We start from the raw sequence: 26910 nt of genomic DNA, 5'->3' as shown, positions 1-26910 counted from the left end.
CTCCTTTGAATCTATGAATATTCATCAATTGTAATTTAAACTACCAAAAGTAACAATTTAATCAGAAAATTATGCTTATTTAAGCAACATTATTTAACCTGTAACGTCTTCATCCGTAACAACAAAAAAGGATGGATAAATTCATGACAAAAGCCATTATTTTCGATATGGACGGGACGCTTTTTCAAACGAACCTCATATTAGAACCCGCACTAGAAGCAACATTTGACCATTTGCGTGAATCGAGGCTTTGGCAAGGTGCAACGCCTCTTGAACAATACCGGGCGATTATGGGTGTTCCGCTAGACGTTGTATGGCAAACATTGTGCCCACAGCATACAAAATACCAGCAACAGCAAAGTAATGCGTATTTCCAACAAGCCCTCATTGATCAAATTGAACAAGGATGCGGTGCGTTATATGAGCATGTTGAAGAAACCTTGCACTACTTAGCCACCTACTTCCCTCTATATATTGCGAGTAACGGCCAAGTCCCTTACTTACAAGCGATTATGAAGCATTATGATTTACAGAGATGGATCAAGGCTGTCTATAGTATTGACCTAGTTCCTTCAGGTAACAAATCTGAGCTTGTGGGTAATTTGCTACGAGAACATGCGATTACAAGCGGATTTGTCGTAGGTGACCGCGCCTCTGATATAAAAGCAGCAAAGGACAACGGGCTAACTTCGATTGGCGTTCGCTTTGATTTTGCTCAGGAAAGTGAATTACAGCATGCAGATTATTTAGTAGACCGTTTTGAACAGATCAAAGACATCATCGGTTCTATGTAAACCCGATCAGGATAAAGTAGGAACAATCATCATAAAGTAGAGCGTAACGTACTGTAACGCATCAAAAAAGCGCGCTACAATCCAAAGACTGTAGCACGCTTTTTTAACTTTCAATGCGGTAACGCCAATGCGCATGCTTCACATCACTTACGTTAATATAGGCGATGCTGGCTTCAATGCAATCATTTAAATTCAAATCTTTTGCCTTGGCGAAGTCCTTTAAGCATTGCAAAAGCTCTTTATCGCAGGTTGTACGAAACTCGATGCGATCTTTTGGTCGATTTTTTTTGTTAAAGGTAATGACGCCCGCTTCTAGTAGATTACTATAGCCGTTTTCGAGTAAATAGCTAATATGCGTGTCATGGTCTTGTGCCATTTGCTTTAACTGCTCTACGATGACAGCACTGATACGCGTTTTATAGCGCATGCGTGATTCATCGGCGGTTTGGATGAGACGTCCGTTATGTATTTTCCACATAGGCAACCTCCTCTGATGGGATTTGATACATTCATTATAGCAAGAAATCACCATAATAAAACACTCCTTATGGGATAAGGAGTGCAAGGAATAAAGTTACGGTCGGGTATTCGTATTCAGTTGTAATGTTTCGTACAATAGTTTAACTTAATATTACGTTTGAGCTGATACTTTTCAATAAACTTGAGTTCGTGTATGCATTTCGCTCGCCAAAATTACTGGCATCTTTCGAAAATCTTCGTTAAAGCATTTTAAATCAATTGCCTAAATTAATTGTAACACATGTCTAAATGGTCCAAAAAACGCATACAACGAAGCTAGTAGAAATCATAATAAACAAATTACTTAAACTAGCTGCAAATCATTTACTACTAAGTGACCGTAACTTTATTATACTTAAATTTACCCATCAAACATTTTGTTAAACCTATTTTGAATAAAATTTAAAATTAATTACAACGATACAAGACATCCTATCACACGGTTTTGGTTGGAACGTGTTATTCTACTACTATCTATCATTTAGTAAAAATTAAAAGAACGTTTATAATAAAAGAACTGGAGGTGCCTTATGCTTAAAATTAAAAAAATTGAATTCATGAAAGTCCTTTACGATGATGCATTAACACAAAATATTTTTTCAATCGCCAATATTACCTTTTCAAATTACGAAACAATTAATGGTGCCCTACTTTACTGGCAGCAAAATCACTCTGAGGAGCACTTTACAAAAGAGGGCGATTATAAATTTTTTTACGATTTAGCGAAAGCCCAATATTTTGCTTCGGTGAAATTTCCGAAAGATTGCAAGTTAACACGTGAGCAACGTCAGGAGCTTGCGTATATCTTATTGGAGGAGCGCGGTGCAATCGGTACATACAGCTTCCTCTCAACAAAGCCTAAAGTACATTTTCACTTAAAGAAAGCATTCGATGCCTTAGATTTCCCAGAAGATTTCGATTTGAGCTTATTTGATTCACTAACGGTTCTCCGCGCATTAGAAGAAAATGACGAATCGATTTACGTTTCTCTACCTTATGACCGTGACTTTATCACTTCTTATTTTAACTGGATTCGTTTAGCCGTGCAGCAGCATCATAGTAAGTTGTTGCCCTATTTGAATAGGATTCCATTCAGTTATATTTGCTCAACAAATCCTTACCTTTCTGAACAATTTTTAATCGAGCATTTAGATCGCTTAAACTTAGAAGCGCTGCAGCATAATAAAAGTGTACTAGCACGCGTAACATCAAGCTTCAAACGCTACTTAATCGATGAATTGTTAAAAAATAAAAAGCATATTCACCCAGATTTTGTTGACCAAATTGATGACTTTATCGAAAGTAATATCTTTTACCGTTCGTTTGAAATCGTCTTCTTACCAGAGGCCGATGAAATCCCGGTTATGGACTTAACCTATTTTGAATATGACCGCGGTAGTTACAAATGGGGAGGCAGTGAGCATTTAGTTAAGGGCATCCCCTCGCTAATCAGTCAAAAATACGACCGGTACGGCGATATACGCTTAACGAACCAACAAATGGATACGAAGTTCACAAACTTTACAAAAACGCAGCAGAAGCTCTTTACAGCCGTTTGCGAGTTACACTGGCTTAGCCGCTATAAAAATGACATCGATTGGTCGTATGTATGTCAGTACAATGAGCATCTGACAGAAGACTTTTTAAGTGCACACCTGAAATACGTAGACTTTGAAGCACTTGGTTTAAATACCGATATTGCTGTGGATACCGCATTTTTAGAAAAGTATATCCACCGCTTCAATCACACGAAGATCGTGCCATTGATTATTCGTCATTTAACCGAGGATTTCTATTTGTCCCATAAAGATGAGATTCAAGTGAACATCGACGTGTTGTATCGCTATATCGAAAGCATTGATTTAGAGGAATTTGCACGCATTGAAGTACATTTAACCGAACAATAAAAAACAAGGAGTGCCCGCGCATATGGGACACTCCTTTTGATTAGTTATTTTTTTCTTTAATAAAAGCAACAAGCTCTTCTAATGGTAGTGGCTCGTTTAAGTACAAGCCCTGCACATATTCACAGTTAAGACCTTTTAAAATAGCTAAGTCTTCCCCATTTTCTACTTTTTCTGCAATCACTTGTAGGTTTAGTGCATTAGCTAAAGAAATAATCGCAGCTACCATTTTCGCATTTGCCGGAACAAGATTTAATTCATGTGTAAAGGAATGATCGATTTTTAGTGAGCTGATCGGCACCTCGCGTAAATAGCTAAGTGAAGAATACCCCATTCCGAAATCATCAATCGAAATTGATATGCCCATTTCATGAATTTGATTAATCTTATCGTAAAGCTGTAAGTCTGTATCTAATAAGCCTAGCTCTGAAATTTCAATTTCAATAAACTTCGCTTCTAGCTGTGCTTCTTCTAAAAACTGCGTTAAATCGACGATAAAGTTTGTATCTCTTAAATAATCTGTCGAAAGATTGACTGAAATTTTAAAGTCTTCATCTACATGTGGTTTTAACTGGACCATGTGGTTAATTGTATTTTTTAAGACATATTGATCGATTTCTGTCATTAAGCCACATTGACCTGCAAAAGGCATGAACTCATCAGGATTCATTTCGCCATAATCTTCGTCATTCCAGTAAATGGTCGATTCGCTCGCGATAATTTTTCCTGTTTGTAAGTTATGAACAGGCTGGAAGCGTAATTCGAAAATGCTTTCACGTAGTGCTTTATGCATTTTCGTTTCAAGCGCAAGGAATTGGTCGTTTGAACCGCGCATTAACTTTTTATAAACACTGTAGCTATTGCCCTTTTTCGCTTTTGCTGCATACATAGCGACGTCAGCTGTTTTTAATAGTTTCGAAACATTTTCCCCATGATCTGGGTACACGCTAATCCCTAAGCTTACACTTGCATAAAACTCATATTCGTCGAAAATAAAGCTACTTTTAAAGACTTCTAATATATGCTCAGCCATTTCGTTTACAAGCTTTACATCCTCTAAAATATAAACAAATTCATCGCCGTTCATACGATAGAAAGAGTCTGACTGCATGTCGATTTCACGAAGACGGTTCGCTAATTCCTTTAAGAACAGATCACCAATTTTATGACCCAAGCTATCATTGATATTTTTAAAGCGGTTCACATCAAAAAAGAATACTGCAAATTGGTTCTTATTTCGTAAGCCATTTGTAATTTCGTTTTCGATACGCTTTGATAAACTACGGCGATTCGGTAAACCGGTTAAATCGTCATGGTACGCAATATGGGCAATTTTTTTGATGTTTTTTTGCGCGGTAATATCCGTACGAATAGAAATATAGCGCTCTGGCTTGCCATTTTCACCTATGAAAGGGACGATTGTCGTCTTCACCCAATAAAGTGAACCATCTTTCGCGCGGTTACAAACATCAGCTTGCCATGTTTCACCAGTACCAATAGCACGCCACATTTCTTTAAAAAATGATTTTGGGTGGTAACCCGAGTTTAAAATACGGTGATCTTGGCCGATAAGCTCTTCACGCGAATATTTTGAAATCTCGCAGAACTGGTCATTCACTTGTTGGATTAACCCTCGATTGTCTGTTACAGCGACAATTGACGTTTTATCGAGCGCAGCTTTTAAGTCCATAAGCTGGTCGTATGTAAACTCCATCGATTCAAGGATTGTCGTATCTGTTCTCCCCTGCATCATCATCTCTCCTATTAAATAAATTTTAAAAGTCAGAATGTTCTTATCTACAAAATTATAAATCGAATTGTATATTTTAGCCAACTATTTATGGGAGTTCGTCTAAACCTTTTGCCATATTTTTAAAAAAATTCACAAATTCATCATAAATAACTAGGTTTAAAATTCCTATTTTACAAAACAAAAAACCATTCTAAAAGTTACATGAATAGAATGGTTTTTTGAAATTATATTAATAATATGGTGAAATTTATTACATTTTTAATGTAATCCGAAAAATATTTCAGTTTTAGTAATAAATTAGTCTGATTGAATTTGATCGGTTAAACGATTTAGATGTTGTGTCACATTGTTTAACTGTGTAATAACTTGACCTAAACTTTGTGTAGCGATATGTTGCTGTTTTGCTGAGTCCGTAATAATGCTAACTGTTTTCAACGAATGCTCGTTCATCTGACTAATCTCACTGAATAATGTCAACGTTTCATCGGTCTGGCTTACCATATCTCTTGTCGAACTTGAAATTTGGTTAATATCATGCTCTAATGTTGAAATTGTCGTGTAGATTGAATCGAAAGCATGCTCACTTTCACGGATGAACTCGTTTCCTTTGTAGATTTCTTTCATACCAGATTGCATTTTTTTAGCAACATGTTCAATCTGATGTTGAATGCCTTCTAATACGTTATCCATATTGACAACAGATTCCTGTGTCCCTGATGCTAGATTACGAATTTCACTCGCAACAACCGAAAATCCTTTTCCTGCCTCACCAGCACGCGCTGCTTCAATAGAAGCATTAAGCGCAAGTAATTTGGTTTGCTCTGAAATTCTATGAACAACTGTTAGGGAACTTGAAATCTCTTTCGATTGCATTTCAAGCATTTCAATTAGCTGTTTAATAGAGGAAACAGTTTCCGTAATTATCGACATTTGATGTGTAACAGCCGTTACTTTTTGCTTTCCTAACGAAGCACGCTCGAGACTTTGTTTAGCAATAAGCGTAACATTTTCTGTGCGTTCATGAATAACAGAAAGTTCATTAATACTCGCTTCATTTTTATAAATACTTTGTTTCAACGAGATTGCCTCATTTTCGGCATTTTGTTGGAAACTTGAAAGTGTATTCGTGATACTTAAGCTTGATTCTGCAGATGCCGAAGAATCAACAGCAATTTGATTGGATAAGTCCTTTAAATGAACACTTTCTTCATTAATTTCTCGCAATAAAAGTTGCAGTTGTTGCTGGGCCTTTAACGTATCTTCCGCCATGCGTGCTTCTACTCTTCGTCTCGATAAAATCACAAGGCTAGTTGAAACGGCTGTCATTACTAAAAAGATCGCATGAATCATTAACAATGCAAAACTATATTCTTCTGTGCCACATAGTAATTGTGGGAATAAGAAATAACCGGATAAATGGTGGACCGCAAAAATTACCGTGCTTACAATTATGTATTTGATACGTTGAAAGCTTGCGATCATTGCCACAACCATGAAGATTGAAAAGTGATATTCTGTTAAACCGTCACCACCAGCAATAATCGATATACTACCAAACGTCAATGTTAGTGTCATAAATAATTCTTGGAGTGGATGGTTGGATCTTGCTAACCACAACGTAATAGCTAATAAAATAATGGGAATAGTAAAAAGTATATTTAGAAAAATAAAGAGTGTGCCGGAAAGGTTCGTAATGCCTTGTAGTAGTAGGTAGCCATCTAAAAAGTTAAACTGGCGATGTAGTAAATGAACAAAAATCGACAGGAATACAACAAATGCAGTGTTCATCAGCATAATATTGGGTTTGCTTGTTTCTATTTTCAATTTTATACTCCTTTTTACTTATAGTAACGCACAGTAGGTAATATGTCGCGTCACTTCATATTACTTATATAAAGTTAAACTGTAAAGTAATTTATTTTAACTATTGAAAGAATAGACTTTAGTAACAATCGAGTAGGAGGGAGTGATTAACTCCCGACCTCTCACACCACCGTACGTACGGATCCGTATACGGCGGTTCAATTAAGATGAATAACGCAAAGTTTCGTAACGAACTTGCAGACTTTTCAGCCCTTGGCTTTCCCAATAGGAATTGCCGAGGGTTCTGTGTAATATGGGGCTATTTGAAATGCGCCAGTACCCTTTTCGGGTATTTCCCCACTCGTATGCTTTCCCGTAAGGTACTTTTAGACGAATGAGATTTCTGACTCTTGTTCGGGGGTTCTTCCAATTCTTCCACAAACACATACGTAATCTTCGTTTAATCCAGCCATCTAATGCTTTAAATATGGAGTACGTATCCGCTAGAGCGAAGTAGCCACACCAACCTATCAGATATTGATTCAACTTTTCGATTCTGTATTCGATGGAATAAGGCATCTTTCTTGAGGTAATTTCTCGTATTTTCTTCTTCATTCGTATGAGGCTTGATTTCGCAATGCGAACTTTCGGTTCTTTATGATGTGTAAAACTGAAGCCTAGGAATTTACGGTTCCACGGACGGTCTACCGCTGATTTCTTTTCATTTACTTTCAGGCGAAGTTTTCCTTCGATAAATCGCTGTACACTTGCCATTACCCGTATTCCTGCACGCTCTGTTTTCACATAAATATTACAGTCATCTGCGTATCGAACGAATTTATGTCCACGTTTCTCTAATTCTTTATCGAGTTCGTCTAAGACGATATTAGAAAGTAAAGGACTTAAAGGACCACCTTGAGGTGTCCCTTCTTCTGTACTTGAAACTACTCCATTTATCATGACACCCGCTTGGAGGTATTTACGAATCAGTATTAATAATGGTTTATCTGAAATTCGTTTTGCTAATGTTGCCATTAGACGGTCATGGTTGACCTTATCAAAGAATTTCTCCAAATCCATATCAATCACCCATCGATAGCCCTCTTTTAAATAGCCTTTCGCTTTTCTGACCGCATCATGAGCGCTTCGATTTGGACGAAAGCCATAACTGTGGTCTGAAAATGTTGGGTCATATTCTTTTGATAAAATCTGCGAGATGGCTTGTTGAATCAAACGGTCTGTCACGGTTGGTATTCCTAATAAGCGCACACCGCCATCTGGTTTCGGGATTTCGACACGACGGACTGGCTGCGGTTCATAGGTACCATCTAAAATCTGCGATTTAATCGTATGCCAATTTTCGAGGATGTGCTGTCGTACGGTTTGTACGGGCATCATGTCTACTCCGTGGCTTCCTTTATTCGCTTCTACTCGCTTTAATGCTTGTATCATGTTTTGTCGCTCCAAAATTTGATTCAACATCACCATTTCGTTCCTTTCCGTGAATAGCTGTTCTTCTTTTACCCAACTGGACTACACCCTCCGCAAATACCCTCGTGGAATTCACCACTACTTTCTAAGCGTGAGGTTTCTACTGTTTTCTGTGTTCGTTCATCCTAATTGGAAAGCCAAGGGCTATTCTCTCCTAATTGTTCAGTCCTTCCAAGTAATTCTAGACTTACTTGTACTATGACCTCTGCTGACTTCTGACAGTTCAGCTACTTGTCACCAAGTAGGTTATGAAGGGTACTTCACATTACTGTCAGACCTCCCCGGGTAAGCGCATGCACTTTCACACCATCTATCCGCCTCATTTACTTGATATGACCTTCGACAGAAGGGACTTTATCTTGTCTTGCAGATTCATCCAATCATACCTAGCCTTCTATGAGATTCGTGTTCCTCGGACCGGTGTTTTGCCGCCAGCTTCCTTCAGATTCCGCGTCGCCACGGACACCCTTGCTTTTGGCTAACCTCTACTTCTGTCTTCGGGGTTCGGGACTTGCACCCTATAGTTCATGCGCATGCCGGGCGCACAAAAAATCAATCTACCTAATTTTATAGGTAGATTGACTGTTAAATTTATTTTATTTGTAAATTCAGCATGCCTTATAAACTTTGAATAAGCATTTAATTTAAATATTAGCTTTATTTTTTTGATTTAAATTTTGTATATTAATGTAACTTTAATAGTTATAAATACTAAAATACGCAAGATTTCAATTAATAATTCTAGGTAACATACTATTTAATCATTTGTTTGTCATAGTCACTTCTGATGCATAAGTATTATAAGCCTCTAGCTGTTCTGGTGATAGTTGTAGGACATAATATCGGAAGTTTACTGGTTCTAGTCCAAATTGCTCGCATTTTTTTACATATACCTCATATCCTTGTTGAAACATTGTCATTGATCTTCATCCCCTCTTGTGTACTATAACAGTTTTAATTTGTTGATTAAATATATAACAGATGTAGTGCAATGTCAACAAATAATCTGAAAATAAAAAAATACACTTGGTTGCTCAAGTGTATTTTTTAGTTTACATAATCTTATTATTTAATATTATTGAATGGATTGCTTTTTAGCACTTTTTGAATTTGTTCATCTTCAATATGCGTGTAAATTTGCGTTGTTGCAACACTGGAATGCCCGAGTATCGCTTGTAAGCTTCGAATATCCGCACCTGCTTTATACATGAGCGTTGCCGATGTATGGCGTAGCTTATGTGGTGTTAATTTATCTTTTGGGTTTTCCGCTTTACCGTTAATTTGCTTTACAATACGCGCGATTGTTTGGCGAGCAAAGCGTGAACCTTTTTGTGATACGAATAACGGCTGCGATCCATCCCCTTTATAAGGTGTCCGCTCTAGCATATATTGCTCAATCGCTGTGATACAAGAATCATTTAAGTATACCTGACGTTCCTTATTCCCTTTACCAATGACTGTGAGTTTTCGGTCATGAATTGAATCTAAGTTCAGTGAACATAGCTCCGATACACGAATCCCTAAATTTAGAAATAAAATCATCATGCAATAATCACGTGAGCTATAATGCTGCTGATCGATGGCCACAACGAATTGCTGAGCTTCTTCGAAATTCATATACACAGGATGACGTTTCCCAATTTTCGGTGTTTCTAAATGTTCAGCAATATTTTCGTCAATCAGTCGACGCTTGCCTTTTAAGTATTTGAAAAACGCTTTTAAAGTTGCCACTTTTCGAGCGCGAGATGCAGCTAGATTCCCGCGCTGGATTTCGCAATATTCCATAAATAAATATAAATCCTCGAGTGCCAATTCTTTAATGCTATCAATCGTTACATCTGAAATATCGATTGTATGTAAATTTGCCGGATCTATGTCTTGCTCCATCGCTTTGATAAACCGTAAAAACAACACTAAATCATATTCATATTCTTTTCGTGTGCGAGGAGATTTCCCGGTAATGGTTGTTAAGTAGATTAAAAAATCACGTAAAAACTTTGGTAACGGCATAGACTGGATTCCCCTTTTCTAAGGCTAATTATAGCATAAAAAACGTTCCCAAATATGTATTTGGGAACGTTTTTCGTGAAATCAGTGTTTTTGAGGTAAAAAGGCACGTAAATTCGCCTGTTTTGAGAACGTATGTTCCTAATATAAAAAATTGCATTCAGACGAAGTGAAATTATCTTCCGTGGGTAGTTATCCATCTCGATTCGTCTGAAGTCGATTTCGCGAATGCGGTTTTTTGGGTTGTTTTTAGCAAATTACGGGAAAAGTTTTGGAGGGAGTGAACATGTGCAACAAGTAGAAAGTCATTATATATTTTATTACCCATTTAGTTACCGTCAGTTTCATTTCAAGAAGTTAGTTGAGGTATTAAATAAAACTCACTTTTATCACTTTCAAAGGAAAAGGACATAGTTTAGGAACTGATTGAGCAAATTACGAAGTTTGCTTCGCGTTACCATTTTTCGGAAGTATCGGTACGCGCACGTGACAATGAGCCGATGAATTTAGCCGAAAACAAACAAAAAGCTGCTTCGCAATTACTCGAAGCAGCTTTCTTTATTGCCCTGTTACCATTTTATACAGGATATAAAGCACGATGATGATTAATGCAAATTTCACTACTTTACTCACGATTTTAAAGATGAGCGGAATGAAAATAAACAGTAAAATTAAAAGAATAATAACTTCCATTAGACATATAACGTCAACGTATTACCGTGACGATCCACCTTCCAATTTGATGATACTAAAAGACGTAACTGCTGCTCGGTTTCCGCCGTAGCTGGTACACCAGAAAGCCCATTGCCTGCTTCTAATGTTTCGTATACATCCACCTGAATCCCAAAGCGCATGCGTAAAAGATTGCGTAAGCCGTTAATTGTTAAGAATTTCACTGTGTAGTTCCCGGCGTAGGCCTGTTCAAAAGCTTTGCCATCTGTATCAAATAACGTTTTTAATACGGCAAAATCAAAATTTTCCTCTATTAGTAAATCGATCTTGTTTTCGGAGAATTGCTGTGATACTTGTTCATAGGGTATGCCATTTGATTTTAAAAGTTCTATTCCGTACGCTTCCATCATGGAAATCCCCATTGTTCTCTTCCCCTTTAATCTTTTTTCTTATTGTAGCATAATTATTCATTGTTTTTAGGGAATCTTTGTCCACGTTCATTGAGGACCCATTTGCGAGCATAGCCAAATTGTCTGAAAAGCTGTTCATCCTCAGATTCGTTTATTTCCTTTAAAATCGCCTGATAACGCAAATTCGTTGCGGTAACTTTAATACCAAGTTGTTCTGACATCGCTTTAAAAATTCGCTCGATTGTTTTCACACTGATTGGTTCGCCAAGTTTATTACCTACACCTAGCCAAACGAACGGCGAATGCTCCGTTAATGGCATAAAGGCATGGGTATGTTCCTTATAGCGCTGTAATAGTGCAATAAGCTCCTTGGATAGCAGTAAAATGCGATAAGATTTAGAAGAAATCACCGTAAGTTCATTCGTTTCCTCATCGACATGCTTCCACTGCATACGAACAAGCTCTGCTGGTTTAATCGCGAGTTCGGCAATTGTATAAGTAATCGCGGTATTACGAAGCGCAAGCCAAGCATGTTCTTCATGTAATGCGATGTCGAATTGATGCGGCCAAAAATGGAGTGCCTGCTTCAATTGCTTCGTCGTTAATACGTTCAGCGCGGTTTGTTCCTTTGCTAGCTTTTGCAAAAGAAGAGAATCATATACACCAATTACACCGCGCGTTTGTAAAAATCCTAAAAATTGGCGTATTGCGGCATACTTACGATTGATTGAATTTACGGATGTATACGTTTCTTGAATTTCTGACGTATAGCGCTGTAATGCTTCATCGAGATCCGCGCTATTTTTAGTGATTGACGCAAATTGATTGGCGTCAATTGTATATTGTTTGACGGTATGAACCGATCGATTTAACGATTTCAAATAGGCTTCAAATGCCTTTACATGTGCTAAAACATCCAACATCGAGATCCGCTCCTTTCTTCTATTGTAACATGTGAAAAGCACTATCTTACTATAGTAAGATTAAATTAGCTATATCACGCTCATTTTTACTCGAAAATTCTAAATTGCATGTCACTTCTTCGCGTAATAGGCTATAATGAGCGGTAAATGGTGATTTAGGGGGAAATATAATGCAAGTACGTACGACAAGACTTGAAGCCGAAGAAGCAAAGATTATTTATCAAGAAACAGCTGGGCTCGCGATTATTACGATTCATCGTCCACAATTAAAAAATGCACTAACAGCAAACATGTGGGATCAACTCGCAAAAATCGCACAAAGCACATTAGAAAATCCGAAAAACAAAGTATTGCTGCTGCGCGGCTCAGGTGAAAACTTTACGGCTGGCTCAGATATTAAGGAATTTAACTCGATTTCATTAGACAAAGCCGAAGAAGCGTTCATACATATGGAGCGTACGATTTCAACAATCGAAAACTTACCGATTCCTGTAATCGGTGTCATTAATGGCCCTGCTATGGGGGCTGGTTTAGAGCTAGCACTTGCCTGTGATATTCGAATTGGCTCGGATAATGCGAAAATGGGGATTCCAGTTGGAAAGTTAGGTATTACATTAAACAATAAATTCGCTAAGCGCTTAGTGGACTTAGTTGGCCCTGCCGCAACGAAGGATTTTGTCTTTACCGGTCGTATGTATAAAGCTGAAGAAGCGTACAAAGCGGGCATGTTAAACTATCTTGTAGCCGAAAAAGACTTGAACCGTTTTGCGATTCGTATGGGGAAACTTGTTGCGGGGATGTCCCCGGACTCGCTGCTTGCTGTAAAACGTGCAGTTAAAGAATGTGTGGATTCAACACCTGCCTTATGGGAAGGTTCGACACCATTCGTTTCTCAAACAGACTTTGCTGAAGGTGTGCGTGCCTTTGTTGAAAAACGCCAGCCTCAGTTTACACGTAAAATAAAATAAAAAATGCCCGACGAGTAATTTCAACACTTGTCGGGCATTTTTTAAAGCAATCGTTCTGATAATTCTTCGCGAATTGTACGGATATGGTTTTCCATTAATGTTTTTGCTTGCTCACTGTCACCACGACTAATCGCAAGATAGATTTGCTTATGCTCATCGAATGTGGAACAAATATTTTTATTTTCAGCAAGTCGATAGTTACGCGTTACTTCGATTGTATTACGTATATGCGGCATTAGCGAAGCAATTAATTCTACTAACACTTGATTATGAGTGGCTTCAGCAATTGCAATGTGAAAGCTAAGATCTGCCTGTATCCCAAGCTTTTCATCTGCCTTCGCTGCTTTCATCATTTCAAGTGAGTTGGCTATTTTTTCGAAATCTTGCGTATTTGCACGCAATGCCGCAAGAAAAGCACATTGTGATTCTAAAATATAACGTAGTTCAAGCATTTCATATATGCTTGTTTTATCGGTATTTTCAAGAACATGGACCAGTTCGTTTTTTGTACTTTGAATGGAAATGTTTTTGATAAACGTGCCGTCCCCATGTTTGATTTCAACAAGATTTCTTAACTCAAGTAAGCGTATTGCCTCACGAATGGAATTACGACTTACTTGATAGCGAATCGCAAGTGCTCGTTCAGATGGCAATTTTTCGCCCATTTCGTATCTTCCGGCTAAAATATCCTGTTGAATTTCTTGAAACACCATTTCGTACACTTTTTGCTTCGTCGATGTAGTCAATGTACGCACACCTCTTTATTTTACTAAAAATAAGCTAAGCGCTGGAACAAATGAAATAATAAGGACACACAAAATCATCACGCAAATAAAGGGAATGATTGCCCGGACAACGCCCTCGAATTTCGTGCCAGCAATTTTGTTTGCTACAAATAAGTTTAACCCAACTGGTGGCGTAATGTAACCAATTGCTAAATTGACAATCATAATAATACCAAAATGAACAAGATCAATCCCAAGCGCAGCGGCAACGGGTGCTAAAATCGGCGTTAAAATTAGAATTGCAGCAGCTGTTTCCATAAATGTGCCGACTATTAATAAAATCAAGTTAATAATTAGTAATGCGATAATCCAATTATCCGTAATACTTAAAAGGGCTTCTGTAATTTGCATCGGAATGCGTTCGCGCGTTAAATAATAAGCAAAAATGGATGCGCCTGCGATAATGAATAAAATCGATGCACTCATAATCGTAGCAGAAGAGAAAATACGATATAAATCTTTTAGTGTAATTTCACGGTAAATGAACACCCCAACAATCATCCCGTACACTACGGCTACGAGCGCGGCTTCTGTTGCCGTAAATAGCCCACTATAAATTCCACCTAAAATAATAACTGGCATCATCAGTGCTAAAATTGAATCTTTTAAGGCAATGAAAAATTCCTTTGCATTATATTTTTCACCACCACCGTAGCCTTTGATGATCGAAATAATGTAGACAAGAACAAGTAAGGCTCCTGTAACAAACACCCCTGGAATAATCCCAGCTAAAAATAAATCGCTAATTGAAACGCCTGCTGTTACCCCAAACAACACGAGCGGTACACTTGGAGGAATAATTACGCCGATTGTTCCACCTGCAGCTTGAATCGCAGTTGAAAAGTTTTTATCATACCCCTTTTTTACCATTGCAGGAATCATAATCGCCCCAACAGCTGCTGTCGTCGCTGCTGCTGAACCAGACAAGGCGGCAAAAAATGTACATGAAATAATTGAGACGAGCGCCAATCCACCGCGCACACGACCGAGCATCACTTGTGCTAAATGGATTAACCGACGAGAAATCCCACCTGATTCCATTAGTTTCCCGGCTAAAATAAAGAATGGAATGGCTAATAACGGGAAGGAATCAATTGAATTAAACATGCGCTGAAAAATGGCCATAATCGGCATGTCACTTTGCGTAACAAATAAAATTGCAGCAGCCATAGCTAATGCAATCGCAATGGGTACGTTAATAAAGATTAACGCCAGTAGTAAGACGAAAAGAATGATATCCGCCATTAAGACATCTCTCCTTTCAGTTCTTTTGCGGTTACGTGAAGTAAATTAATCAATAACACAACCCCACTAATCGGCATAATCAAATACACAAGTCCCATTGGAATTTGAAGTACGGCGGATGATTGATCCATAACACGCATCGATAATTCGTAGCCTTTGACAATCATCATAACGAAAAACACGCCACTAATTATCGCAGCTATCACGATTAATACTTGTTTCGTCACTCCCCGTGCACGTTCAACAAATAATTCCATGCCAATATGTGCGCGTGTACTGACCGCATAGGCTGCACCTAAAAATGTCATCCAAATCATAGCGTATCGAGACAATTCCTCTGTCCATGGAAGCGATTTGTCGAAAAAACGAAATACAATTTGGCAAAATACAGCGATTACAAGTGTTGTCATCAATAGTATTAATAGGATATGAACCACTTTGTTCATTCCTGCGATTACTTTCCCCATTGAATGTTCCCCCATCTTATTGCTTCTCTAATATACGTTGCAAGAGTTGCTGATTTTTTGTACTATCATAGACGGACATGATTTTTTCACGGAATATTCCGACATCAATCTGTTCAACTACTTCCATGCCCTGTTCTTGTAAACGCACGAGTGTTTCTTGTTCTTTATCGATTACAAGCTCACGTTCGTAGGCGCCAATTTTTTGTCCTTCTTCATAAACAATTTGACGTAAATCTTCTGGTAACCGATTATAGGCATGCTCACTCATCATAAATACTGCTGAAGAATAGGAATGGCCTGTAAGTGTCATATGGGTTTGTCCAGAATCGTATAATTTATAGCTATCAATAACTAAAATCGGATTTTCCTGTCCATCGACTACCCCTGATTGAAGCGCGGTTAACGCTTCTGTCCAAGCCATTGGAGAGGCATTGGCTCCTAATTGTTTGAAGGCATCAATAAATACTTTATTTTCTTGAACACGTAATGACAGCCCCTTTAAATCTTCTGGTGTTTCAATCGGCTTTACACTATTCGTAACATGACGGAAACCGTTTTCACCCCAAGATAATCCGACGATGCCTTCATCACGCAATTGTGCAAATAATTCATCACCGATTTCGCCTTCCAAAATTTGAACGGCCGCTTCACGGTTATTGAATAAAAACGGTAAATCTAACACCCCAAAATCTGAAACAAAGTTAATGAGTGGACCTGATGTCGATACCATCATATCGACGGAGCCGAGCATTAACCCTTCGATTAATTCACGCTCTGCACCGAGCTGACTAAGCGGGAATGTCTCAATGACCACACGTCCCTCTGTACGTTCCTCGACACGCTTTGCTAGCTCTTGCATTGCGGCTTCAAACGGATGGTCTTCAGCGAGCGAGTGGCCAGCATATAACACATACTGTTCTTTTTCCGTGGAACTTGTACAAGCGCTAAGCAGCATGATGCTACAAATAACTCCAATCATGCGAACAATTCTCTTCATCGCCATTTCCCCTAATCAATAAAAATTTTGCCTGGATTTAAAATGTTATTTGGATCCAGTAATTTTTTAATTTCTTTCATCCAGTTATAGGCTAATCCATGTTCTTGTTGCTGGTATTTTGCTTTTCCGACACCCACTCCGTGCTCCCCTGTACAAGTACCGCCAAGTGAGAGCGCAAACTCCACAACATGTTCATTTAATTGTTTGGCGCGGGCAATGTCGGCTGAATCATTCATATCGACCATTAAGATAATATGGTAGTTGCCGTCTCCCACGTGACCAACAATCCCTGCATCAATTTGCAAACTTTCAATTTTTGCACGGGAATTTTCAATTGCCTCTGGTAAGGAATTGATTGGAACAACAACATCTGTTGTCATCAATCTCTTTTTAGGTGCGCTGTGAATGTACGTATAGGCTAAGTTATGACGAAGCTCCCAAAGTTGGTTGCGGTTGCGTTCATCTTGCTCGAATTGAATGTCGAGACAGCCGTTATCATCGAGTAGCTCGGTTGCAAATGCCACATCGGACGCTAATCCCGCTTCGTTGCCATGGAATTCTAAAAATAGTGTTGGTGTTTCTGCAAACGTAGACCCACTCGCTACATTGACTTGCTCAATACTACGTTGATCAACGAGTTCAATACGTGCCATTGGAATGCCTGCTTGCTTTAATGCCACAACCGAGTCAACTGCTTGCTGCACTGTTGTAAAGGTAGCGCGACCAGCCACCACTTTTTCAGGTATGCCATAAACGCGTAATGTTAATTCTGTTATCACACCTAAAGTACCTTCTGAACCAATTAACAACCCATTCAAATGATAGCCAGAAGATGATTTTGCCGCTAATCCACCTGTATGTATGATGTCGCCATTGGCTAACACCACTTCTAAATCACGCACTTGATCTCGCATGATGCCGTAACGAACAGAAGTCGTACCACTCGCATTGGTCGCCGCCATGCCCCCAAGTGTGGCATCGGCTCCTGGATCGACCGAGAAAAATAAGCCATGTTTCTTTAATTCTTTATTTAATTGACTGCGTGTAACACCTGGTTGGACCTTTACTAAAAAATCGTCAGAACGCACTTCAAGAACGGCACTCATTAGTGACAAATCAAGTGAAATTCCTCCGTTATATGGAATGATATGTCCTTCTAAGCTTGTCCCAAGTCCAAATGGAACGACGGGAATTCGATTTTCATTTGCAAATGCCAAAACTTTACTGATTTCTTCAGACGTTTTTGGGAACACGACAACATCAGGTAGATGTGGTTCATGGTAGGATTCGTCTTTTCCGTGTTGTTCAAGTAATACGGCATTCGTTGTTACTTGTTCATTTGATAGTAGTAGCTGTAACTGGTCAATGTAAATCATATTTCTCCTCCTATGCTGTATTGGTTAAACCACAAGTTAATTGGTACAACCAATATTCATGTATTAGTAGAATATAATTATTTAACCAAAAACACAATAATTTGTAAGAAAATTTAAAATATTCTTTTTAACATCGCGCTGTTAGGTAAGGATTGGTCTGCTTTTGCCTTGTCCCTTAATAATATAAAAAAACCGATTCTCTCCTTGTATTTGGGAAAATCGGTTTCGTCCATATGATGTTTCTTATATTTTGCTTTCGATACCTAAAACCTTAATATTTATTTGCTCTGGCTCCATCGAAAAATGGGTGCTGAAACTTTGAGCAATCTCCTGTTGAAGCTGCTTCATCAAATCTGGTATGTATGTATTAATAGGCGCGGCTAAATATACTTCAAAGGAAATACGTGGCACCTGCAAAAACGTACAATGTAAATGCTGAACACGCGATACATAAGATGTGTTTTCGATCACATGCTTTACAATGTCCGTGTAGACCGATTTTGCGATGGTAATCGTTTGCTGATGAAAATCTGGTCGTACAAGTGTCGTTTCGCCAATTTTCTCGCGATTTGGTGTGAAAATGTCTTTACCGCGCTGGATAAGGCGTTTAAAGAAGTTTTGCTCGACTTGACGAAATGGTACCGGCATTAAATGCTGTCCCCCGATTTCCCGTACAAAGCGTGCGCGTTCGATTTCTTTTACGGTGCGAATCTCCTCGACTGTATAAGAATACGTAATGTCGCCTAAATTCAGACGCTCCGCAATTTTTTTTGTCATCTTTATAGAAGTGCCGATAAGTAAAATTGATTCGAGTGCGTGTGCAACAATCGCTTCTTTTACTTCTGTTCGATGCTGTTCCTCATCAAAAATCGCGCGGCGTACAGCTCGCAGAGGAGATTTTTCAAATTTTGCAGATGTTCCCGCTACCTTTTCCCCGTCTATAATAAGTAACCCATCATCAATAATGCCACGTATCCCCTTATTATGTGCAAACTGTAAGGCACTGGTGCTTTTTCCTGTTCCACTGGCCCCACTTAGTGAATAAATTTCCATTCATCTGTCCCCTTTATTCGCAGTAATTTGCTACCCCATCTACGGTTACCGCTAGTGTGTAATGAATAATTTCTTTTTTCTGATTTCCTCCCCATTATACTGCACTAGTGTGTTAAAATGGGGCATACATTTGAAAGTTTTTAAGGAGTGTTTTACATTGAATATCCAACCATCTAAAAAAATGTCTCTATTTGCACCAGCAATCTTCGGAGATTTAAAAAACCACGCAAAACTACAGCAGCAAAAAGGAATGGAATTAATCGACTTAAGTCTAGGTAGTCCCGATATTCCTCCTGCAGAAAACTTACGCCAAAAGATGTCTGAGTTAACAGCGTTATCTTCTTCTTACGGCTATACATTAACGGGTATTCAAACATTTAACGAAGCGGTATGTCGCTACTATAAACGTGTTAACGGTGTCGAGTTAACACCAGAAACAGAAGTTGTCCAAACAATCGGGTCACAAGAAGGCTTAGTGCACTTGCCTGTAGCTTTCTGCGATCCTGGAGACATTGTCTTAACAACAAACCCCGCATATGTAGCCTATGATGCAGGCATTCACTTATCGGGTGCAACACCTTACTACATGCCTTTAACAAAAGAAAATAACTATTTACCAGATTTAAAGGCCGTTCCGGAAGACGTACTACATAAGGCGAAGCTACTTATTTTAAACTTGCCAGGGAATCCGGTGCCAGCTATGCCATCACTTGCCTACTTTGAAGAAGTGGTCGCATTCGCGAAAAAATATAACATCATCGTATTACATGATGCAGCGTATTCAGAATTTTACTTTACGGGTGATGCGCCGATTAGCTTCTTAGCAACACCAGGTGCGAAAGAAGTTGGGTTAGAAATTAACTCCTTATCAAAAAGCTTCAGCTTAGCGGGTACGCGTGTTGCCTATATCGTAGGGAATGCAGAACTTGTAGCCATTATGAAGCAATTAAAATCAAACTTAGACTTCGGTATTTTCGAGCCGATTCAACAAGTGGCAGCACTTGCACTCGATAATGCAGAAGTGGTAACGGCAGAACTGCGTAAAACGTTCTCAGCGCGTCATAGAACGTTAATGGACGGTTTACAGTCGATTGGATGGGAAGTCGCACCAAGTGACGGTGGGATGTTCGTGTGGGCCAAATACCCACAAGACATGAACTGTATCGACTTTGCCTTTAAAGCGATTGAAGAAACAGGCGTTGTTATGGTACCAGGTACTGTATTTGGTACTGCGGGTGAAGGCTATATGCGCTTAGCATTAGTACAATCAGTTGAAACGTTACAAAAAGCGGTAGACCGTTTAGCAACATTATAATTAGTGAAAGAGCATTCGATTTTTCGTCGAATGCTCTTTTTAAGTGTCTAGGCTATGCCAGCCCCCGAATCTTGAATACTTTCATAGTAGTAGATCACTAAACTCTCTTTTGAAATGTTCGTAAAGTGTTCAATAAATTGCTAGATTTATACTATTTTTTGCTCTTTATTTTTGACGAGCATATTTTTGCAAGTTATAGTCAGAATAGCTACTCATGCAGTAAATGCAGGACATGTACAATTATTTTAATAATAATGTTTTCTCCAGCCATGCGAACTTCTCATCTGATGGAATTGACATTGATAGGAGCTACAAATGCTACATTATACAAAAGTTTTTTCATGCCATCAAAAAGAATGGTTAGTATTTTTACATGGGTTAGGTGGTAAAAGTACACTTTTTTACAAGCAAGCCGATTTTTTTTCAAAGCACTATAATTTAGTATTTATTGATTTGCCTGGACATGGTGATTCAACGGGACTACCCGCAAAATATTACGAAGCCACACAGATCGTCCCTAAAATCACAGAAGTGTTAGACAAGCTAAAGATTTCAAGTGCACATTTTTTAACATTTTCTGTAGGTACCATCATTGGTAATGAACTGATGCTTCAGGCATCCCACTATATACGAACAATGACATTAGCTGGACCTGTACTGAAGTTTAATTCTTGGTCAAAATTCTTAATTCAAAGTGCTTGGCAACTACGAAGCCTTGCACCCTATATGGTTTTTTATAAAATTTTTGCCTACCTCATTATGCCGAAAAACTCGCATGCAAAGTCTCGTTTTTATTTTGTACGTGAGGCCGCAAATTTAGGTCGTAAGGAGTTTATTAAATGGACGTATTTATTAAAAAATGCGAATAAACCCTACGAGCAATTGAAGCAACAGCCGACTACTATTCCAATGCTCTATCTAATCGGCAAAGAGGATCATTTATTTTTAGTAGAAGCAAAAAAGGCTGCAGCATCAAATCCCTATGCAACGCTTCATATCATTGATGAATGTGGACATGTTTGTGTCATCGAAAAAAGTGCAGCATGTAACGAAGCCGTTCACACATTTATTCAACATAACAATCTTTATAAAAAAGCTAGTTCTCTATAAACAATATGGGCTGTCTGACAAGTTATTGTTGGGCAGCCCTTTAGTTAACAAAACTGGACAAAATTTTTCGAAGCTAAATGGCGCAAAACTCAATCCATCCGATATGAAATAACGCCAACTTCCTCGACTTCTGTGCCCTCTAAAAATACGACCGTTGTTTGAAAGATTAATCGTTCATCCTCATTACAAATCCAGCGATCGTCCGGAATTAATTCAAACGGAACCATTTCCGCGTCCTTTGAGTGAATACTCCCGACTAATTGGAATGAATATTTGGCAATAACGGGTTGTTCCCCGTTTGGTTGCTGACACAATACCTTTAACGAAATGAAATCAATGATCTCCGTCTCCTCATCGTCCGCTGTAATATAAACCGTCCCAGTCAATGACTCGCCTTCAACAAGCTCGGTCTTCTCAATGACGGTTTCTACCTTCACACCATTTTCTTCTACTGTCGTTAACCTTAACATACATACTCCCCCGTTTTACATAGCGAAGTGCTCGCTTCCTTTATATAATACGTTTACCGCCGAAATTTGTTTGTTAAACCTATTATGGTGAAATCGACCGCAAATCAGACGGTGTGTAGAAAATTTTTAATGTTAAGAAAAAAAGAGCTAAAGCACCCGCCTAGACATACATTGGAAAGCACCATTCAAAAGTAAATGCTTCACCACTTTTGCAGGAGGGTTCTGAATGACTGAGGGGCTGGGATTTTAGCCTGGACTTAGAGATAACTTTATGCAAAGTTACCCAAAATGCGATCAACTATTCCTTAACATTCAAAAAACTGCTACCCCGCGCTGTGCAGAGTAGCAGTAAAGTGTCGATTATTTTTTATCCTCATACAGATTCGTTTCATCCATTTGGTAGCGGTTGTAACGCTCTTTAAACAGACGATACACATGTGTCACGAGTACTTTAAGAAGTGCATAGCCTGGTAGACCTAGCACAACCCCTGGAACACCGAATAACGCACCTGACGTCAGTAACACGAAAATAATCGTAATCGGGTGAATGCTCAGTGATTTCCCCATAATTTGTGGCGAAATGAACTTCCCTTCGATCAATTGAACAATGGTCCAAACGATTGCAAGCTTTACAAGTAACCACGGCGAGTTTACGATGGCAATAAACGCAGCAGGTGTCGCAGCAATCGCTGGTCCTAAGTATGGGACAACGCTCGTAATCATTGCAAGGAAGCCAAGTAACAGCGCATAGGGCATCCCAATGATTAAGAAGCCAATTGTCATCATTAGTCCGATACAAAATGAAACTAAAATTTGCCCTTGAATATATGAGCTAATTTGCTTGTCCATATCGTGTAATACTTCACCAATTCGCTCACGCATGCGCGGTGGGAATAGGCGTAAAATGAAGCGCGGCATTTTTTCGCCTTCATACAATAAATAAAACGTAATAAACGGAACTATCACAAGTGACAGCACGAAGCCAGTAACTGCCGATACAAAACCGGTAATCCCTGACGCAACACCAGTCGCGACCGCTGTTAACGTATCTTTAACCGTCGTAATAAAACTTGATGTAAAGTCCGTTAAAATTTGATTGTAGTCAAAGTTGATTTTTTCAAAATACTCATTAAAATGAGAATTGTTTAAAAATGCCAGCAAGTCATTGGCTAATGTCATTAATACGACTGGAAATTCCTGAACTAAGTTTGTAAATTGATCACGTAAGAACGGGAATACTAGAATGACAAGCAGTACAATAAGCGTAATAACAATTAGGTATAAAATCAAAATGGCCAATGCACGCGGAATCTTCCAGCGTAATAATAATTTTAGTGGTGGACGAAGTAAATAATACAAAATAGCACCTAATACGCCTGGCAAAATAATCATTTCAAATAGGACATGTAATGGCTCAAAGATAAATGAAATTCGATCGTACATAAAGATGATGCATCCAACAAGAAGGATGATCACAAGTAAGAATAATAAATTTTTCCCACCCAAAAAGCGTATGAAGTGCGTGGAGAAAAAATTCGATTTTTCTTGTGGTAAAAGCTTATTTCTTTCAGTTTCTTTATCTTTTTCCAAAAGACCACCCCAACAGTTCGACAAAATTTAACGATAGCTTTATTTTAGCACGGATTTGCGAATTTCAACTAATAGTTACTCGGCTAAATTTAAAAAATCGTGCAGAAGTTGCTTATTTTGTTCAACGTCGATTTCAAGTACTGAACCTGCATGTTGGTAACTACCAAATTTGTAAGTTCCTTCAGCTGGGATCGTCATTTTCTCGACATTCATTGTACCGCCGGAAACTGCTTTTAAAACGGTGGCAAGCTGATCTTTATTCGTTAAGTCTGTTGTCATATACCCTTGTGCAGCCCCTACGAATTTCGGCATGTTGACCATGTTTTTTGGTGAGAGTAATTCATCCTTTAAGGCTTCAATCACCTTTTGTTGACGCGCTACGCGGCCGAAATCTCCTTCTGCATCAGAGCGGAAGCGCGCATAACCAAGAAGCTCCTTACCATTTAACTGTTGTAAGCCTTTTTTTATCTCCACATCTATAAGTCCGCCCATATCCTTTTCTACGTCGATTTCAATGCCGTTTGGTGCTAATACGTCGATTAGTGTTTCAAAGCTTTTAAAATCAATCATCGCATAATGATGGATCGGAATATCAAACATCGAGCTCAACGTATTTTGTAAAAGCGGTACCCCACCTAAATAAAACGCTGTATTCAGTTTGTAGGATTGGTAGCCTGGAATATCCGCATAAATATCACGCATAAACGATACAAGTTTCATATCATTCGTTTCACGGTTCCATGAGAGCATCATCATCGTATCTGAGCGTGATTTTTCTTCTCCGCGTGTATCGACTCCTAAAATTAAATAGTTTTCAATCGTTGGGTGTTTTTCATCTGGGTCAAAGTTTTCTACTGGGATTTTCGTGTCTGTGGCTAGCTCTTGCCCTTCTTTAAATTGCCAATAGCTGTAGCCTAATAAGCTAATAATTAGTATAAGGAGGACGGTAAAGATAAAGCGTCCTGTACGGAACTTCTTCTTTTTATGGTGGCGTGTTTGCCTAGTTTGTTCTTCCATGAATCTAACTTCCTTTCTAGTTACGTGAAGTATAGACGAATTTTATTCACTTTAGTTTCAAATATGATTAAAACCGAGCAGATATTATAGCATTACCCCAATTTCTCCAAAAACATCATTGCTTTAAGTGAACGCTACATGATAGGATAAGCTTTATTTAGTTTGGAGAGTGGTTTATATGGAAAAGGCAACATTTGCGGGTGGCTGTTTTTGGTGTATGGTAAAACCGTTTGCAGAATGGGACGGTATACATAAAGTGACAAGTGGCTATATGGGTGGACATCTTGATAATCCTACCTATGAAGATGTAAAGCGCGGTGATTCTGGGCATGTAGAGGTAGTTCAAATTGAATTTGACCCTCAAGTGTTTAGTTATGAGCGCTTACTTGAAATCTACTGGATGCAAATCGATCCTACTGATGCAGGTGGTCAGTTCCACGACCGCGGTGAATCATACAAGACCGTGATTTTCACACATAATGAAGTACAAAACAAAGCAGCTAAAATTTCTAAGGAGCAACTTGCAGCAAGTGGTCGCTTTAAAAAGCCGATTGTTACAGAAATTCAAGATGCCCCTACATTTTGGCCAGCAGAAGACTATCATCAGGATTATTATAAAAAAGAAGAAGCACATTACAAAGAAGACCGCGCGAAATCTGGGCGCGATGAATTTGTCGACTCCCATTGGAAATAAGTCAAAGCTAGTAGCATCTCATAGGAGCGCTACTAGCTTTTTTAATTAAAGATTTTATTAAATGCTTCATAAATAAACGTTTTATAAATGGTTTCTGGGTAATCCTCTACCCCGTTTTTCGCATAAATAATATCCCGCTTAGCCGCCACTTTGTCTTGCATGTGGTAGTAAGACAGTGCGCGGACAGCAAAAAAGCGATAGTATTTTGCTAAATCGATTGGGTGATGTAAGTATGTCGGAATCGCAAAATTTGTCCCAATTTCAATGACCTGTTCATAGTTTTGTAATTGATACTGTGCATACATTTGTTCGCCGACAAAAATCGGATTTTTAAATAGAAATAGGCTTGTATGCAGCTTTGCTTTTGCACGCTCAATCGTAGGGCTCACCGTTTCAAATTGCATTTCGACATTATTTAAATAGTGCAGGTAATTCGAAACATATAAAATCGTAATTGTTGGATCATCCGCAAATTGTGAAAGTAAGCTCAATTTTTCGATATAGGTTTTACTTTTCTCAAATTCCTTATTCGCAACGGACTGCATAAATAATAATTCATAAAATCGGTCCATCCGATAAAAAATTTGCTTTTTCTTTGCCATATCTAGTGCTTTTTGTAAATAGTAGTTTGACATCGCAACATCATCTACGGCTGAATAAGAAATCGTTAAATTGTAGTACAATTCAAGCCTGACGATTGGATCAATCATGAGCTCATAAGGCAGGATATGCTCCTCACCTTGCTTTAAAATTGCAAGGGTTTCAGTATAATTACGCTGCTCGATTGCTGCTGAACAGAGATAAAAGTAACAGCGTAGCATACGGCTATATGCATGGATTGCCTCGTATTGCTCGATAAATTTCCAATATTCGTCGAGTGATTTCGCTTTATTAATCGTACGATTCATTAAAAAATAGACTTCACGCAATCTAATTTGCTCATAATTGGTCCCTTGAATTTGCGCCAAGTGCGGTTCGATTTTTTCAATCATTTTCACCGTTAATGACTGTAATTCATCTGGGTCACGGATCATTTTTCGACGCTCCATATCATCCTCTATCTCTAAATACAAATTGCGAAGCATCGTTAAAGTCCCATCATCTAATAAAAATCCCACATCTACATGTAATTGGTGGGCAATAAAGCGTAGACTATCCATCGAAGGCCTGGCTTTATCATTTTCGATTAAACTAAGCATTCCTTTAGTTAAACGGTCTGCTGCAAGTTCACTTTGTGTTAATTTCTTTTGTTTTCTAAGCCGTTTAATACGTATTCCTAAAGTCTCCAAGTTTCCACCACACTTCTAGTCTGAATATTCTAATTAAACTATGAAAGCAACTTTTTTACAATAGCTTAACTTAAAGTTTAATTCTTTTACTTTCAAAATTTTAAAAAAAGAAGGAATTACGAATAAGTAATCCCTTCTTAGTTTTGCAATATAATATTCATCTAAGGTTTGCTTAGGAAAAATGGCGTATTTCCTTTTTCACAAAAATATAACCGAGAGAGATGGATGTTTAAACACATTCTAAAAATGTTTAATACC

At 38.5% G+C, this 26910-nt stretch carries 24 protein-coding genes; 6 read left to right on the top strand and 18 right to left on the bottom strand.

All coding sequences use genetic code 11. The annotated features are described in order from the left end of the window. Positions 1-143: 143 nt before the first annotated feature. Complete coding sequence (locus tag NSQ62_RS10640) at positions 144-794, top strand: HAD hydrolase-like protein (RefSeq protein WP_341320118.1); 651 nt, start codon at positions 144-146, stop codon at positions 792-794. 103 nt (positions 795-897) lie between these two features. Here the strand turns inward: NSQ62_RS10640 and NSQ62_RS10635 are convergent, their stop codons facing one another. Continuing rightward, complete coding sequence (locus NSQ62_RS10635; protein WP_341320117.1) at positions 898-1272, bottom strand: rRNA methyltransferase; 375 nt, start codon at positions 1270-1272, stop codon at positions 898-900. Between the two features lie 571 nt (positions 1273-1843). Here NSQ62_RS10635 and NSQ62_RS10630 point away from each other — a divergent pair. Continuing rightward, on the top strand, positions 1844-3220 hold the full coding sequence (locus NSQ62_RS10630; protein ID WP_341320116.1) for a nucleoside-diphosphate sugar epimerase: 1377 nt from the start codon (positions 1844-1846) through the stop codon (positions 3218-3220). Between the two features lie 40 nt (positions 3221-3260). Here the strand turns inward: NSQ62_RS10630 and NSQ62_RS10625 are convergent, their stop codons facing one another. The 7 genes from NSQ62_RS10625 to NSQ62_RS10595 all read right to left on the bottom strand — a co-directional run bounded on the left by NSQ62_RS10625 (position 3261) and on the right by NSQ62_RS10595 (position 12276). After that, positions 3261-4967 carry an EAL domain-containing protein gene (locus NSQ62_RS10625; RefSeq protein WP_341320115.1) on the bottom strand — a complete coding sequence of 569 codons (1707 nt, stop codon included), beginning with the start codon at positions 4965-4967 and terminating at the stop codon, positions 3261-3263. 300 nt (positions 4968-5267) lie between these two features. Then, on the bottom strand, positions 5268-6794 hold the full coding sequence (locus NSQ62_RS10620; protein WP_341320114.1) for a methyl-accepting chemotaxis protein: 1527 nt from the start codon (positions 6792-6794) through the stop codon (positions 5268-5270). 201 nt (positions 6795-6995) lie between these two features. Further along, the gene (gene ltrA / locus NSQ62_RS10615) at positions 6996-8258 is read right to left on the bottom strand and encodes a group II intron reverse transcriptase/maturase (RefSeq protein WP_341323894.1); all 1263 of its coding nucleotides are present in this window, start codon (positions 8256-8258) and stop codon (positions 6996-6998) included. Between the two features lie 767 nt (positions 8259-9025). Beyond that, positions 9026-9184 (bottom strand): transcriptional regulator, encoded by a 159-nt coding sequence (locus NSQ62_RS10610; RefSeq protein ID WP_341320113.1) that lies wholly within the window; start codon positions 9182-9184, stop codon positions 9026-9028. 145 nt (positions 9185-9329) lie between these two features. Further along, positions 9330-10274: a tyrosine recombinase XerC gene (locus NSQ62_RS10605; RefSeq protein WP_341320112.1), complete on the bottom strand. Its 945-nt coding sequence runs from the start codon at positions 10272-10274 to the stop codon at positions 9330-9332. A 689-nt stretch (positions 10275-10963) separates the two neighbouring features. Beyond that, on the bottom strand, positions 10964-11365 hold the full coding sequence (locus tag NSQ62_RS10600) for a hypothetical protein (RefSeq protein WP_341320111.1): 402 nt from the start codon (positions 11363-11365) through the stop codon (positions 10964-10966). A gap of 41 nt (positions 11366-11406) precedes the next feature. Then, on the bottom strand, positions 11407-12276 hold the full coding sequence (locus NSQ62_RS10595) for a recombinase XerD (RefSeq protein ID WP_341320110.1): 870 nt from the start codon (positions 12274-12276) through the stop codon (positions 11407-11409). Between the two features lie 170 nt (positions 12277-12446). Between NSQ62_RS10595 and NSQ62_RS10590 the strand changes: the two genes are divergently transcribed. After that, a complete protein-coding gene (locus NSQ62_RS10590; protein WP_341320109.1) occupies positions 12447-13244 on the top strand; it encodes an enoyl-CoA hydratase-related protein in 798 nt (265 codons plus the stop codon). A 41-nt stretch (positions 13245-13285) separates the two neighbouring features. On the opposite strand, the gene NSQ62_RS10585 is transcribed toward NSQ62_RS10590, so the two are convergent. The 6 genes from NSQ62_RS10585 to NSQ62_RS10560 form a co-directional block, all read right to left on the bottom strand. Continuing rightward, positions 13286-13999, bottom strand: coding sequence for a FadR/GntR family transcriptional regulator (locus tag NSQ62_RS10585; RefSeq protein WP_341320108.1), 714 nt, complete (start codon positions 13997-13999; stop codon positions 13286-13288). 6 nt (positions 14000-14005) lie between these two features. Then, positions 14006-15274, bottom strand: coding sequence for a TRAP transporter large permease (locus NSQ62_RS10580; protein ID WP_341320107.1), 1269 nt, complete (start codon positions 15272-15274; stop codon positions 14006-14008). Then, positions 15274-15741 (bottom strand): TRAP transporter small permease, encoded by a 468-nt coding sequence (locus NSQ62_RS10575; protein WP_341320106.1) that lies wholly within the window; start codon positions 15739-15741, stop codon positions 15274-15276. Before NSQ62_RS10575 ends, NSQ62_RS10580 begins: the two co-directional genes overlap by 1 nt. A 16-nt stretch (positions 15742-15757) precedes the next feature. Next, positions 15758-16738: a TRAP transporter substrate-binding protein gene (locus NSQ62_RS10570; RefSeq protein ID WP_341320105.1), complete on the bottom strand. Its 981-nt coding sequence runs from the start codon at positions 16736-16738 to the stop codon at positions 15758-15760. An 11-nt stretch (positions 16739-16749) separates the two neighbouring features. Further along, positions 16750-18114, bottom strand: a complete 1365-nt coding sequence (locus NSQ62_RS10565) for an FAD-linked oxidase C-terminal domain-containing protein (RefSeq protein WP_341320104.1) — start codon at positions 18112-18114, stop codon at positions 16750-16752. A gap of 243 nt (positions 18115-18357) precedes the next feature. Further along, positions 18358-19167 carry a hypothetical protein gene (locus NSQ62_RS10560; protein WP_341320103.1) on the bottom strand — a complete coding sequence of 270 codons (810 nt, stop codon included), beginning with the start codon at positions 19165-19167 and terminating at the stop codon, positions 18358-18360. 157 nt (positions 19168-19324) lie between these two features. On the opposite strand from NSQ62_RS10560, the gene NSQ62_RS10555 reads away from it, so the two are divergent. Next, on the top strand, positions 19325-20482 hold the full coding sequence (locus NSQ62_RS10555; RefSeq protein ID WP_341320102.1) for an aminotransferase class I/II-fold pyridoxal phosphate-dependent enzyme: 1158 nt from the start codon (positions 19325-19327) through the stop codon (positions 20480-20482). 315 nt (positions 20483-20797) lie between these two features. Next, entirely contained in the window at positions 20798-21592 is a 795-nt protein-coding gene (locus NSQ62_RS10550; protein ID WP_341320101.1) for an alpha/beta hydrolase, read from the top strand. 89 nt (positions 21593-21681) lie between these two features. Here NSQ62_RS10550 and NSQ62_RS10545 read toward each other — a convergent pair whose 3' ends face one another. The 3 genes from NSQ62_RS10545 to NSQ62_RS10535 all read right to left on the bottom strand — a co-directional run bounded on the left by NSQ62_RS10545 (position 21682) and on the right by NSQ62_RS10535 (position 24669). Further along, positions 21682-22062, bottom strand: a complete 381-nt coding sequence (locus tag NSQ62_RS10545; RefSeq protein WP_341320100.1) for a sporulation protein — start codon at positions 22060-22062, stop codon at positions 21682-21684. A 360-nt stretch (positions 22063-22422) separates the two neighbouring features. Next, positions 22423-23652: an AI-2E family transporter gene (locus NSQ62_RS10540; RefSeq protein WP_341320099.1), complete on the bottom strand. Its 1230-nt coding sequence runs from the start codon at positions 23650-23652 to the stop codon at positions 22423-22425. A gap of 75 nt (positions 23653-23727) precedes the next feature. Then, positions 23728-24669 carry an LCP family protein gene (locus NSQ62_RS10535; RefSeq protein ID WP_341320098.1) on the bottom strand — a complete coding sequence of 314 codons (942 nt, stop codon included), beginning with the start codon at positions 24667-24669 and terminating at the stop codon, positions 23728-23730. 178 nt (positions 24670-24847) lie between these two features. Here NSQ62_RS10535 and msrA point away from each other — a divergent pair, with 178 nt between their 5' ends. After that, the gene (msrA, locus tag NSQ62_RS10530; RefSeq protein ID WP_341320097.1) at positions 24848-25363 is read left to right on the top strand and encodes a peptide-methionine (S)-S-oxide reductase MsrA; all 516 of its coding nucleotides are present in this window, start codon (positions 24848-24850) and stop codon (positions 25361-25363) included. Between the two features lie 41 nt (positions 25364-25404). Here the strand turns inward: msrA and NSQ62_RS10525 are convergent, their stop codons facing one another. Continuing rightward, positions 25405-26652, bottom strand: coding sequence for a helix-turn-helix transcriptional regulator (locus NSQ62_RS10525; RefSeq protein ID WP_341320096.1), 1248 nt, complete (start codon positions 26650-26652; stop codon positions 25405-25407). Positions 26653-26910 lie beyond the last annotated feature (258 nt).

The organism is Solibacillus sp. FSL H8-0523 (genome assembly GCF_038051985.1).
Taxonomy (GTDB): domain Bacteria; phylum Bacillota; class Bacilli; order Bacillales_A; family Planococcaceae; genus Solibacillus.
Note: the sequence above shows the minus strand (reverse complement) of the source record. Positions and strands in the feature narration are given on the sequence as shown.

Bases quoted from the DNA above. Each gene is read 5' to 3' on its own strand.
- NSQ62_RS10635 (WP_341320117.1), bottom strand. From the start codon at position 1,272: ATGTGGAAAATACATAACGGACGTCTCATCCAAACCGCCGATGAATCA.
- NSQ62_RS10640 (WP_341320118.1), top strand. From the start codon at position 144: ATGACAAAAGCCATTATTTTCGATATGGACGGGACGCTTTTTCAAACG.
- NSQ62_RS10575 (WP_341320106.1), bottom strand. From the start codon at position 15,741: ATGGGGAAAGTAATCGCAGGAATGAACAAAGTGGTTCATATCCTATTA.
- NSQ62_RS10535 (WP_341320098.1), bottom strand. From the start codon at position 24,669: ATGGAAGAACAAACTAGGCAAACACGCCACCATAAAAAGAAGAAGTTC.
- NSQ62_RS10625 (WP_341320115.1), bottom strand. From the start codon at position 4,967: ATGCAGGGGAGAACAGATACGACAATCCTTGAATCGATGGAGTTTACA.
- NSQ62_RS10630 (WP_341320116.1), top strand. From the start codon at position 1,844: ATGCTTAAAATTAAAAAAATTGAATTCATGAAAGTCCTTTACGATGAT.
- NSQ62_RS10570 (WP_341320105.1), bottom strand. From the start codon at position 16,738: ATGAAGAGAATTGTTCGCATGATTGGAGTTATTTGTAGCATCATGCTG.
- NSQ62_RS10600 (WP_341320111.1), bottom strand. From the start codon at position 11,365: ATGGGGATTTCCATGATGGAAGCGTACGGAATAGAACTTTTAAAATCA.
- NSQ62_RS10590 (WP_341320109.1), top strand. From the start codon at position 12,447: ATGCAAGTACGTACGACAAGACTTGAAGCCGAAGAAGCAAAGATTATT.
- NSQ62_RS10565 (WP_341320104.1), bottom strand. From the start codon at position 18,114: ATGATTTACATTGACCAGTTACAGCTACTACTATCAAATGAACAAGTA.
- NSQ62_RS10560 (WP_341320103.1), bottom strand. From the start codon at position 19,167: ATGGAAATTTATTCACTAAGTGGGGCCAGTGGAACAGGAAAAAGCACC.
- NSQ62_RS10580 (WP_341320107.1), bottom strand. From the start codon at position 15,274: ATGGCGGATATCATTCTTTTCGTCTTACTACTGGCGTTAATCTTTATT.
- msrA (WP_341320097.1), top strand. From the start codon at position 24,848: ATGGAAAAGGCAACATTTGCGGGTGGCTGTTTTTGGTGTATGGTAAAA.
- NSQ62_RS10545 (WP_341320100.1), bottom strand. From the start codon at position 22,062: ATGTTAAGGTTAACGACAGTAGAAGAAAATGGTGTGAAGGTAGAAACC.
- NSQ62_RS10550 (WP_341320101.1), top strand. From the start codon at position 20,798: ATGCTACATTATACAAAAGTTTTTTCATGCCATCAAAAAGAATGGTTA.
- NSQ62_RS10605 (WP_341320112.1), bottom strand. From the start codon at position 10,274: ATGCCGTTACCAAAGTTTTTACGTGATTTTTTAATCTACTTAACAACC.
- NSQ62_RS10610 (WP_341320113.1), bottom strand. From the start codon at position 9,184: ATGACAATGTTTCAACAAGGATATGAGGTATATGTAAAAAAATGCGAG.
- NSQ62_RS10595 (WP_341320110.1), bottom strand. From the start codon at position 12,276: ATGTTGGATGTTTTAGCACATGTAAAGGCATTTGAAGCCTATTTGAAA.